Genomic DNA, 12323 nt, shown 5'->3' on the forward strand with positions numbered 1-12323 from the left:
TAGCTATCGTTTCCAATAGTTATCCCCCGCTACCAGGCAGGTTACCTACGCGTTACTCACCCGTTCGCAACTCATCCAGAGAAGCAAGCTCCTCCTTCAGCGTTCTACTTGCATGTATTAGGCACGCCGCCAGCGTTCGTCCTGAGCCAGGATCAAACTCTCATTAAAAGTTTGAGTTCTCACTCATTTCTGTCACTGACAGATTTATTGTTTTTTTCATTGTTCAGTACTACAACCTTAGTTGTAGTGCCCTGCACATTGGTTCGTCTTGTTCAGTTTTCAAAGGTCTTTGTCACTTGCTTCTCTCAAGTGACAACTATATTAGTATATCACAGTCGCTTTCGCTTGTCAACACTTTTTTGAAACTTTTTTAACCTTTTTTCATCAAGTGTTCCATCCGCAACATACCATAGTCCGTACGGGATTCGAACCCGTGTTACCGCCGTGAAAAGGCGGTGTCTTAACCCCTTGACCAACGGACCTGAGTTGGTATTTTCAACTCTTACTATTATACCGACTTTTTCTGACTTGTCAACTACTTTTTTAAACTTTTTTATTTTTTGCATGGCTTCCTAGTGTGTACGGATATCAAACTCTTTAAACACAATACGTAAGTCTCTTAATACTCTTTGTCGTCCTCGGAAGCGTTCATTTCTTAAGACGTGTTCTAACTCTTCTTGTTTGTCTTTACTTTGTTTGTTTCTATAATCTCTTAGTGTCTCATGAAAGAGATAATACTCATCTAGCCACAGACCTCCCTCACTGATACGATGACTGATCTCACCTACTTCTTCATAAGGTTCTTTATCATATCTACGCTTCTGGCTTTCTTGTTTACGTATATAGTCTAGAATTCGATTCCGGAATTTAGTTTTGAAGTATTTTCGTAAACGAGGAATATCTTCTACTAGTTCTTCTTCTCTACTGATCAATTCATGTAAGCAAATCATTCCCTCTTGGTCCCAATCAGATAGCTCCCATAAATGGAGATGATATTCATTTCTACACTTGTACACAATTCCCTGGACTTCTTTATACAATTCTTTAAACATAACGTTCCCCTTTCTAGATACAGTTTAACAGATTCAGAAACACTTTCGTCCCATTTCCTCCATTCTGTTCCCTACACCGTCTAAACTGCACAAAAAAGAGAGGGCAAGCCTCTCTTTGGGTTATTTTTCATCATTCATTTTTGACTTTACTTCATCATAAGATAATGCATGAGATTCCTCTTCTACGGTTTCAGGCATCTTTCCTGTTTCATAAAGAGCTCTAATTTGTGTACTATCCAATGTTTCGTATTTCAATAATGCTTCTGCAATCAACTTGTGAGTTTCACGATTTGATTGGATGATTTCAGCAGCTTTATTTCGTGCTTCATTTAATAATGAACGAACTTCTTCATCAATTTCATAAGCTGTTTGTTCTGAAATTGATTTTTGAGGACTCTGTGCACCAAACATAGCATGATTTCCTTCATATTGTACTGGGCCAAGTTTTTCACTCATACCGTACTCTGTAACCATTGCACGCGCCATTTGTGTCGCCTGTTCAAAGTCGTTTGAAGCTCCTGTAGTTTGGACATTAAAGATAATTTCTTCAGCTACACGTCCACCCATTAAGCCAGCCAATTGCTCTTTCATATCTTCTTTAGATAGAAGCATTTGGTCTTCCTTAGGAAGTGCAATCATATAACCGCCTGCACGGCCGCGTGGTACGATGGTAACTTTATGCACAACACGAGCATTCGACAAGACTAGACCAACAATGGTATGTCCTGCCTCATGGTAGGCAACCAATTCACGTTCTTTTTGTGAAACTGTCTTATCTTTCTTAGAAGGACCAGCAATAACTCTATCTTCTGCTTCATCAATATCTGAGGCATCAATTACCGATTTATTGCGACGAGCAGCAACTAGAGCTGCTTCATTCAATACATTCTCTAAATCAGCACCAACAAAACCTGGAGTTTGTTGGGCAACTAATTTCAAATCAACATTTTCCGCTAAAGGCTTGTTCTTAGCATGAACTTTCAAGATTGCTTCGCGACCTTTAACATCAGGACGGCCAACCAATACTTTTCTATCAAAACGTCCTGGACGCAAAAGGGCAGGGTCAAGTACATCTGAACGGTTTGTCGCAGCGATGACAATAATCCCTTCATTTCCCTCAAAACCGTCCATCTCAATCAAGAGTTGGTTCAAGGTTTGTTCACGTTCGTCATTACCTCCGCCAAGACCGACTCCACGTTGACGTCCAACAGCATCAATTTCATCGATAAAGATAATAGCTGGTGCTGCTTTTTTGGCATCTTCAAAAAGAGAACGAACACGACTAGCTCCAACTCCGACAAACATTTCTACAAAGTCAGAACCTGAGATACTAAAGAATGGAACACCTGCTTCTCCGGCGACTGCCTTAGCAAGTAACGTCTTACCTGTTCCCGGAGGTCCCTCTAGAAGAACACCTGCTGGAATACGGGCTCCAAGTTTTGTAAATCGTTTTGGATCTTTTAAAAATTCAACAACTTCAACTAGTTCTTGTTTTTCTTCCTCAGCTCCAGCAACATCTGAAAATCTTACTTTAATATCTTCTTTATTTGCAGCTTTAGCCTTACTACGTCCAAAACTCATCGGGTTACGGCTATTATTTCCTCCCATATTTCCCATCATAGAGAATAGGAAGAAGAAAAGAATACCGAATGGCACAATGGATACAAGAATATTAATCCACATACCACTTGAACTTTCATGCTTAACAGTTACTTCCGCCTTATGATCAGAAGCAAGTTTTTGCAATTCAGATACTGTCGTATCTGAAGGAAGAATGATGCTTGAAAATTTCTCTACTGTTGTAGCAGAAGGAGAAAAGAACTGAATGCCTGTTTCTTCTTTACTTGTTTTAGGATTTTTATAAACACCTGAAACTTCGATAACACTGCCATTTGGTTGGTAAGTCAATTCTTTTACATTGTCATCAGTAATTTCTTTTACCAATTCTGTATAATTAATTTGCTCACTTTTCCCTGCAACACTACCTGTACTAAAATACTGGTAGGCTGTAACTAGGAAAAAAATAAGTAATAACCATAGAAAAGGATTTTTAATTAAACCATTATTTTGTTTTTTCATTAAAAATTGTTCTTTCTAATTTGAATACACTTCTTCTTTCAATACTCCAACATAAGGAAGGTTACGATAATTTTCTTTGTAGTCTAAGCCATAACCTACTACAAACTCATTTGGAATAGTAAAGCAGGTATAGTCTGCCTCAATTTCTACAACACGCCCCTCTGGTTTATCCAACAAGGTTGCAATGTTAACAGAAGCTGCTTCTCTTTCAATAAACATATCTCGCAAATTCTTCAAAGTTTGACCTGTATCAATGATATCCTCTACAAATAGAACATGTCTTCCTTTGATATCTTGAGTCACATCTTGCTTGATATTGATGACACCACTACTTGCTGTTCCACCATGGTAGCTAGAAACCATCATGAAGTCCATTTCAATATGTGTGTCGATATGTTTAACCAATTCAGCCATAAAAGGAATAGATCCTTTTAAAATCCCAACTAAGATTGGATTTTTTCCTGCATAGTCCTTAGTTAATTGAGCACCTAATTTTTTAGCAGCTTCTGTAATTTCATCGTGTGAAACGAGGATTTTTTTAATATCGTTTTCTAACATTTTTTTACCTATCTATTTTTTCTATATAAAGTACAGTGTTCATTATATCATTTTTCGTGTTTTTACTCAAATTACTGGTCGCAATTCCCAAAATTGAGACAATTTCACCAAATTGCTCAATAATCAGGGCAGATTTTCGCTTTTCCATAGGGATTTTCAAATCAATAAATAAACGTCTGAGTTTTTTTCTATGCCCATTTTGAATCAAAAAATCTCCTGTTTTTCGATGACGAATGTGTATAGATGTTTCCCGTGAAACAGGTATTTGTTGAATTGATTCACCTTCTAAAGGAAGTCCAAAGGAAAATAAATATCCCTGATAAGATACCTGATTTTGATAGTGTAACACAAGTTCATCTTCCTTTTCATCAGACTGAGGACTGATTTTACAAATCCGAAACTGTTGATACTCTTTTACTAATTCATAACCATTTTTAAGCGGATGACGATACTGGCTTTTAGTTTTTAAAATTTGTCTAACTTCTTCAAACTGAGCTTTTGTAAGATTCAAATCTGGAAAACGATTCAGGTAAGTTTGAAGTAAAACTCTTTGTGTGGACTCAGAGTAAGACAATAGCTGCTCTAAATTTTCTACATCAATATTCTTTGATAGTTCAGCTATTGCCAAGTCATAATCTAAAATTTCATTACCGATGCTTAAGATTGCATCCCTAAATCGAGGATTTTCTTTTTCCAATTCTGGTAAGTATGAGTTTCGAATACGATTGCGAAAATAATGATTTTCCTTATTTGATGCATCTTCAAAGTGAAAAATTGATGGAAAGTCTTTTTTTTGAAAATGCAAGAAGGGGCGAATAATTTCTATCTCTCCGACTACTTGCTTCTCCTTAATCCCTGATAGATAGCGCAAACGAGTACCTCGAATCAAACGCATCAAAATCGTTTCCACCTGATCATCAGCATGGTGGGCAGTGACTAAGGCTGTCGCACCTGTCTTTTTCATGACCTCTTGAAAAAAATCATAACGAAAATTTCGTGCACGCGCTTCTGAAAATTCTCCTGAAAAATTGCTGATATAAATAGGAAGCTCTGCTTCAGCAGCTAACTTCCTTAATTCCTGTTCTTCCCAATCTGATTCTACTCTCTGCTTATGATTCACATGAGCTAGAATCAATTCAATTTCTAACTCTTTTTGATACGTAGATAACACCTTAAATAGAAACATAGAATCTAATCCACCAGAAAGAGCTAGAACCACCTTAGCATGCTTTTTGAAATATCCCTTCTTGAGAAAATGATTTAAAAAATCTTGTTCCCTCATTTTAGAACCTCATAAACATCTTTGGCTATCTTAGAAATCGTATCATAATCAGAATTTTTAGTGAAAATAGAAAGAATAAATGGAGAATCTGCATAGACAACACCTGTATCATGCTTAAATTCATCCGCATCTCCAATTTTATGAGCTACTTTAACAGAAACACCTTTGGCAATTCTCTCATTATCAAAATCTGTTTTAGTCAAAGACTCCAATACAAATCCATTTTGATTATAAATTGCCTCCATAACCTTCCCAGCCATCTTAGAAGAAATCAATTTTTCTTTGGAATCCCAATCATCTCCCATAATAGCAGACATCTTGGATTTGAATGTGGCATCAGATTGGTTTGAAATGTAATATCCCAATAGATTATGAGCTACATTATCAGATTCTTTTGATACTTTCGTAATTAAATCCTTTAGAGAATACTCTTTATTATCCTCTTTTTTAGGAAGACTACCACTTCCTTCTGGTTTATAGGAACCTGGAAAATCATTGACTGCAGATATGTATTTTACAGTCGTATCTAACTGATAAAGACCTTCATTTATTTTTTCTTGCGTATAATAAAGATAAGGGAGTTTCAAAACACTAGCCGCATACATCTTTTCATCTTGATTGATACCAGCTTCTTTTCCAGTAGTCAGTTGCTTAACATAAATAGAAAATGAATCCTTCTGATATTTTTCCGATAACATTTCTTGGACTTTACTCATCCGATTATCTTCTTCAGAAGTTGATTCTTTAGCTACCCATCCAGCCTGATCAATATGTAGAAATTCTCTTCCTTCTACAAACATGGTCTTATCAATTGATACTTGCGAATAAGCTGATAAGGATGATTTCACTTCTTTTAAGTCATAAGGACTATTGTACAGTTTAAAATCAGATTCTAACCATACTTTTTTTATTGTTGGAGTTACCTCTGATTGATCATATAAAAATCGTTTGTCCGCAGCTATAAATTGATGATTTGATAGCTTAAATACCGGAATTCCTTGTTTATTTAAGTGCCACTCGGTTATTTGAAAACTTGTTTGGGGAGTCAATTTTCCAGATTCCACTACTAAATCTTCATTCGCATAAACAGGAACCTCTCCATAAACCATGGGAGAACTTAATTTTTCTCTAAAATAAATACCAAAGTCAGATTGTGAAAGGTAATAAATTTCTTTCGAAGTATAGACGACTTCTTTTTCTGTGCTAACGACTTTTGAAATAGTCAAAAAACTCGGTAGCAACAAAATAATTAAGAACTTACGCATTCTTCCTTTCCTTTTCTTCTTGTAAACGCAATAATTGATTTTTATCAGCCAACTCTTCTAGTTTTTCATCCGATAGACTCAAAAATTGCTCTATTACATCTAATAAATTTTCCATTTTATCACCTTGGGAGCAAGTCAGGAATCGTATAAACAGCTTCCCGATTCTTAGAATAATAATATTTTGCACGCATGTATTTAGCAGCGTAATCTTCATCTTTCAACTTTGTAGCAAAAGCTGTCTCTTTCTCCTTTTCCTCACTTAAGGTTTGATACTGAGTTTGCAAGTCTGATAACTGTTGACGTCTTTGGAGTAATTGGTGATAACTTTGAGCAAGATTATAAGTTGGTAAAATGAACAATAAAATCATCAAAATAAGAACCCAACCCATGAAACGATTACGTTTTTGTCGTTCTTTCATCAGATAGCGACGACGTTGGTGTTCATTTTGAATAAAAGAATTATTCAATTGTACGATATTTTTAGACATTTTCTTCTACCCGTGTTTCACTGATAATTTCATACATGCCTGCTGCATCTTCTTTTTTTGTACTATCTTTCATCTCCAGTACTTTTACAAGTAGCAACTTATTTCCAAATCGAATTTCAACTTGGTCATTAACTTTCAAATCCGTTGAACTTTTTGCCAAGATTCCATTTACCTTGATTCTACCTTTATCTGCTACTTCTTTTGCGACTGTACGACGCTTGATAATTCTTGATACTTTTAAATATTTGTCTAATCTCATTTTTATTACCTCAAATTATTATTGTACCATTTTTATCCCTTTTATAGAAGAAAAATGTTAAAGGGAAATTGCTTCCTTTGATTCTTTTATCTCTAATAAACTTTCTCCAAAAATGAGCAGACCTTCTAAAATTTCATAGTCCTTCTTGTTTCGGATGTCAAATACAACTTCCATTAATCCCTTATTCTCAGTTATGGCTGCTTTTAAATTCGTTGCAGATAAAGATTTAAAATAATCTTGAGCCAAAAACAATCGCTGAGTGACTTTTTCAAATTGTACTGTAATCTTATTATCTTTTCTTTCCACACGTTGAACAAAGACCTTGTCAAGATAAGACTTAACCAAACCAATCTCTAAAAGATAGGCTACCACGTCTGGGTACTCTCCAAAGCGGTCCATCAACTCTTCTTGTAACTCTTCATAGTTGGCACGGTTGTCAATTTGACGAATTTTCTTGTAAATTTCAATCTTATGTCGTTGATCAGAAATATAGGTATCAGGAAGATAGGCATCAATTTGTAAAATCAACTCAGCATTCCCTTTGGTTCTTGTGTTCCCATTACCATGTCGTTTAGCAATAGCTTCCTCCAATAATTGCGAATACAATTCAAAACCAACAGAATCAATGAAACCAGACTGGGATTTCCCTAAAAGATTTCCTGCTCCGCGAATCGAAAGATCTCGCATTGCAATCTTAAATCCGGAGCCCAATTCTGTAAATCCTTTGATTGCTTCTAATCTCTTTTCAGATACTTCACTGATTGATTTTTCCGGACGATACATGAGATAAGCATAAGCAATACGATTACTACGACCAACTCTTCCTCTTAACTGATACAAGGTTGACAAGCCCATATGGTCCGCATTTTCAATAAATAAAGTATTGGCATTTGGAATGTCCACCCCTGTCTCAATAATGGTAGTTGTCACCAAGATATCATACTGACCTTCAATGAAATCTAGTAGAGTATTTTCTAACTGAATCTCACTCATTTGCCCATGAACATACCCAATTGAAGCCTCTGGAATCAACTCCTGTAATTTTGAAACCTTCTGATCAATTGTGTCAACTTTATTGTAAAGATAGTAAACTTGACCTCCACGGTCCATTTCACGTAAGACAGCATCACGAATCACACTATCATTCTTTTCCAAAACATAGGTCTGAACAGGATAACGATTAGTCGGCGGAGTTTCAATAACAGACAAATCTCTGATTCCCAGCATAGACATGTGAAGGGTACGAGGAATTGGCGTTGCTGTCAAGGTCAGAACATCTACTTGTTTTTTCAGTTCTTTCAAGGTTTCCTTATGCTTGACACCAAATCGCTGCTCCTCATCAATAATCATTAAGCCCAAATCAGCAAACACAACATCTTTTGACAAAACACGATGTGTTCCAATCAGAATATCAACTTGACCCTTTTTCAATTTTTCAAGTGTTTCAGTCTGCTCTTTTTTACTTCTAAAGCGACTCAACACATCAATATTAACTGCAAAATTTTGGAATCGTTCCTTAAAATTCGTATAGTGCTGTTGCGCTAAAACCGTCGTCGGAACTAGAACGACAACCTGTTTGTGATCATTGACTGCCTTAAAGGCTGCACGCATAGCAACTTCAGTCTTTCCAAAACCAACATCCCCAACTAAAAGTCGATCCATTGGTTGAGAAGCCTGCATATCTCTCTTGATTTCCTCAACACTACGAAGTTGATCATCCGTTTCAACATAAGGGAAGGCATCATCAAAAGCATGTTGATCCTCATCATCAGCTGAGAAAGCAAAACCCTTCAACTGGCTGCGCTCAGAATAAAGTTTGATTAAATCGTCAGCTATATCCTCTACCTGGTTCTTAACTTTTTGCTTGGCTTTTTTGAAATGACCGTCATTTAATTTATTGAGTTTAGGAGCTTTACCGTCACTTGAAACGTATTTGGAAAGTAGATGAATCTGTTCCACTGGGATAGAGATTTGATCCCCGTTTTGGTATTGAACACTGACATAATCACGGTGAATCCCTTTGATTTCAATTGTTTCAATCCCTAGATATTGACCAATTCCATGGATATGGTGAACAACGTAATCTCCTTTTTCAAGTTCATTGTAATCTTTTAATCTCTCTGCGTTTGAAACATGTTGTCTTCGAAAACGACGTTTCAATTTCTTTTGAAAAATCTCATGTTCAGTTATCAATAAAACCTTTTCATCTACAAAATGAAAACCATGTCTGAGATTACCCTCAATTAAGTTTACAGATTCTTTACAAACACTTGACTTATCTCTAGAATCCAATTTAATCTGGTATTCCTCTAAAACATCCTCCAATGTTTTACTTCCCATTGAATTGCTAGACTGCAGGATAATAGTATAATCCATTTTTTTGTATCGCTCAATTTCTTCTTTTAGAAAAGAAAATTGATTGAAAAACTCCTGCATAGGATATTGATTAAATTGATAAATTTGGTCAAACTTGAGATTGCCTAACCCCTTTTGCAGATTAGAGAAAAAGGTAACCGGACTCTGCTTTTTATAGATTTGCTCTGTATCTGCAAAATACTGCATCTCAGAAAATGCTTTACTGTTCTGTAATTCTTCTGTAAAGTATTGTGCTAACTCCCTTTCAAAGACTTCATACTGATTCATCAATTTCTGATAATCATCAAAGAATACTGGGGTATCTTTTTCAATATAGTCAAAGACAGTCCATGTCTTTTCATAGCACAAAGATAAAAACTTCCGTGAATCTGAATGTATTTGTTTTTGGTGAAAACTTGAAAGAATTTCTTCTAGATAGGATTTCAAAATCGGTGATAACGTTTTTGAAATTTGTTTTTCTAAAGCTGACTGTCCTCGTTGATAATCCTTTTCTCTCAAAAGCATATCACTAGCTGGAAAGATAGTGAGTTCTGTCTGATTTTCTTTCGATAATTGTGTTTCGACTTCAAATAACCTAATACCATCAATTTCATCACCAAAAAACTCAATTCGGCAAGGTTCTAACTGGGATATTTCAAAAATATCTAAAATATCTCCTCGTATACTAAACTCTCCCTGAGTTTGTACTTGTGTAACTTTTCGATAGCCTATCTCTTTTAACTGATGGATAAGTGCGTGTTGGTCATATTCTTCACCAACTGTTATTTTTACAATACTATCTTTAAATATATTGGGAGACGGTAAAATCAATCGACTTGCTGCGATATTACAAACTAAAATCCCTTTCTTAGATGAATCAGTCAAAAAACGCAAGGCTTCAACCCGTGAAATGATTTTTTCTTGTGAAGACATCAAAAACTCGACCATAGGGGAGTCATCTACCAAAAATGGATAGATAAGTTCCTCACCCAAGACAGATATAAGATCACTAACAAGTCCTTCTGCTCCTCCATAAGTTGACGTCAATAACACAATCTTATCTTCCTGTCTCAAACTACTAGCAATTGCTAAAGCTTTTGTAGAAGTTGACAATCCTAACATTAATTGTCTTTTCTTATCTGTCAGTTTTTGATGCCATTTTTTTATCTGATCATTTTCTGAGAATAAATCTAATAAGGCCACCATTTATCCGTTATACCTCTGCATCGTTTTTTCAAAGTTTTTCTCTTGTAAATAGTAGTTTACAGAATCGTCAACTTTGTCAATAGACTGTAAAATACCAATATAATCATCCTTGTCAAACTTACTCAAAACATGGTTAACAACTGACATTCCATTTTTAGGTCTTCCGATTCCAATCTTAACACGATTAAATGTCTGGGTTCCAATATGTTGAATAATAGACTTGATACCATTATGACCACCTGCGGATCCCTTTGCTCTTAAGCGAATCTTTCCAACTTCCATGTCAAGGTCATCGTAAATGATGAGTAAATCTTCAATATCCAAACCATAATAAGTTAATAAAGCATGAACCGCTTTTCCACTTTCATTCATAAATGTCGTTGGTTTGACAAGATAAATTTTTTCTCCATTTAGGAAAAAGGATGCTAGGTCAGCTTGAAATATTTTATCATGTGTAAAAGTGACATTCTGTTTCTTCGCTAGTTGGTCAATCAACATAAAACCAACATTGTGTTTTGTTTCAAAATATTTATCCCCTGGATTTCCTAATCCTACAAGTAATTTGGTCATTTATTTTTCCTTTCAAAAGCCAAAAGGGTTGGAATTTTTTTCCAACCTAATTGACACTATTCATTAATTTTTTTTAGACATTAAAGCGGAATTCCATAATATCGCCATCTTGAACAATATATTCTTTTCCTTCTTCACGCAAGCGTCCAGCTTCTTTTACAGCCTTTTCAGATCCGTATTTCACTAGATCCTCATATGACATAGTTACTGCACGAATAAATCCTTTTTCAAAGTCTGAGTGGATAATACCAGCTGCTTGAGGAGCCTTCATACCACGTTTAAAGGTCCAAGCGCGAACTTCTTTTTCACCAGCTGTGAAGTAAGTTCCCAATCCAAGTAAGTGGTAAGCTGCACGAGTCAACTTGTCAACGCCTGACTCTGTCAAACCAAGTGCTTCAAGAAACTCTTGCTTATCTTCTTCGTCTAACTCAGAAATTTCTTCCTCAGCACGCGCAGAAATAACGACTACTTCAGCATTTTCTGTCGCTGCGAATTCACGAATTTGTTTAACATAGTCGATAGAGTCAGGTTCTGAAACAACATCCTCATCCACATTGGCAACATAGAGCACTGGTTTAGTCGTCAAAAGGAAGAGACCTTTGACAACTTTTTGTTCTTCATCTGTAAATTCAATAGTTCGAGCTGATTTTCCATCTTCTAGGACTGGTTTAATCTTTTGAAGAACATTAAACTCAGCTACTGATTCTTTATCTTTTTGCGTACGTGCCATCTTTTCTACACGCGCATAACGCTTATTAACTGATTCTAAGTCAGCAAGAATCAACTCCAGGTTAATAGTATCAATATCTGCAAGTGGATCTACAAAGGCGTCTTCACGTCCTTGCTCGCGCATCACATTTTCATCATCAAAAGCACGAACTACGTGAACAATCGCGTCTACTTCACGGATATTAGCCAAGAATTTATTCCCTAGCCCTTCTCCTTTTGAAGCTCCTTTTACAATTCCTGCGATATCTGTAAATTCAAATGTTGTTGGAACTGTCTTTTTAGGAGTGATCATTTCAGTCAATTTTTGTAGGCGTTCATCTGGAACCTCAACCATTCCAACGTTTGGATCAATCGTCGCAAATGGATAGTTTGCAGCCTCTGCTCCTGCTTTTGTAATTGCATTAAATAGTGTTGATTTACCAACGTTTGGCAAACCAACGATACCTGCTGTTAAAGCCATATTTTCTCATTCTCCGTTTT

General features: G+C 35.9%; 11 protein-coding genes, 1 tRNA gene and 1 rRNA gene. All 13 read right to left on the reverse strand.

Annotation, left to right across the window (positions count from 1 at the left end):
- A 16S ribosomal RNA gene (locus M1G12_RS03305) occupies positions 1-168 on the reverse strand; the annotation flags it as partial.
- Positions 169-410: 242 nt separating this feature from the next.
- A tRNA-Glu gene (locus tag M1G12_RS03310) sits at positions 411-482 on the reverse strand.
- A 90-nt stretch (positions 483-572) separates the two neighbouring features.
- A complete protein-coding gene (locus M1G12_RS03315) occupies positions 573-1052 on the reverse strand; it encodes a sigma-70 RNA polymerase sigma factor region 4 domain-containing protein (RefSeq protein WP_237447112.1) in 480 nt (159 codons plus the stop codon).
- A 120-nt stretch (positions 1053-1172) separates the two neighbouring features.
- On the reverse strand, positions 1173-3131 hold the full coding sequence (ftsH, locus tag M1G12_RS03320) for an ATP-dependent zinc metalloprotease FtsH (protein WP_237447113.1): 1959 nt from the start codon (positions 3129-3131) through the stop codon (positions 1173-1175).
- Positions 3132-3146: 15 nt separating this feature from the next.
- The gene (gene hpt / locus M1G12_RS03325) at positions 3147-3689 is read right to left on the reverse strand and encodes a hypoxanthine phosphoribosyltransferase (protein ID WP_000892177.1); all 543 of its coding nucleotides are present in this window, start codon (positions 3687-3689) and stop codon (positions 3147-3149) included.
- A 4-nt stretch (positions 3690-3693) separates the two neighbouring features.
- Positions 3694-4971 (reverse strand): tRNA lysidine(34) synthetase TilS, encoded by a 1278-nt coding sequence (tilS, locus tag M1G12_RS03330; protein WP_237447114.1) that lies wholly within the window; start codon positions 4969-4971, stop codon positions 3694-3696.
- Positions 4968-6236, reverse strand: coding sequence for a serine hydrolase (locus M1G12_RS03335; RefSeq protein WP_004255257.1), 1269 nt, complete (start codon positions 6234-6236; stop codon positions 4968-4970). The genes tilS and M1G12_RS03335 overlap by 4 nt, the downstream gene beginning before the upstream one ends.
- Positions 6229-6351, reverse strand: coding sequence for an SP_0009 family protein (locus tag M1G12_RS09900; RefSeq protein ID WP_000429334.1), 123 nt, complete (start codon positions 6349-6351; stop codon positions 6229-6231). Before M1G12_RS09900 ends, M1G12_RS03335 begins: the two co-directional genes overlap by 8 nt.
- Before the next feature lie 4 nt (positions 6352-6355).
- Entirely contained in the window at positions 6356-6724 is a 369-nt protein-coding gene (locus M1G12_RS03340; protein WP_000041905.1) for a septum formation initiator family protein, read from the reverse strand.
- Positions 6717-6983: an RNA-binding S4 domain-containing protein gene (locus M1G12_RS03345; RefSeq protein ID WP_001234978.1), complete on the reverse strand. Its 267-nt coding sequence runs from the start codon at positions 6981-6983 to the stop codon at positions 6717-6719. Before M1G12_RS03345 ends, M1G12_RS03340 begins: the two co-directional genes overlap by 8 nt.
- Before the next feature lie 57 nt (positions 6984-7040).
- The gene (mfd, locus tag M1G12_RS03350) at positions 7041-10544 is read right to left on the reverse strand and encodes a transcription-repair coupling factor (RefSeq protein ID WP_023948401.1); all 3504 of its coding nucleotides are present in this window, start codon (positions 10542-10544) and stop codon (positions 7041-7043) included.
- Positions 10545-11114: an aminoacyl-tRNA hydrolase gene (gene pth, locus M1G12_RS03355; RefSeq protein WP_004255263.1), complete on the reverse strand. Its 570-nt coding sequence runs from the start codon at positions 11112-11114 to the stop codon at positions 10545-10547.
- A gap of 73 nt (positions 11115-11187) precedes the next feature.
- The gene (gene ychF / locus M1G12_RS03360; protein WP_001218713.1) at positions 11188-12303 is read right to left on the reverse strand and encodes a redox-regulated ATPase YchF; all 1116 of its coding nucleotides are present in this window, start codon (positions 12301-12303) and stop codon (positions 11188-11190) included.
- Between the last annotated feature and the right edge of the window lie 20 nt (positions 12304-12323).

It is taken from the genome of Streptococcus mitis (genome assembly GCF_023110375.1).
Taxonomy (GTDB): Bacteria; Bacillota; Bacilli; order Lactobacillales; family Streptococcaceae; genus Streptococcus; species Streptococcus mitis_CI.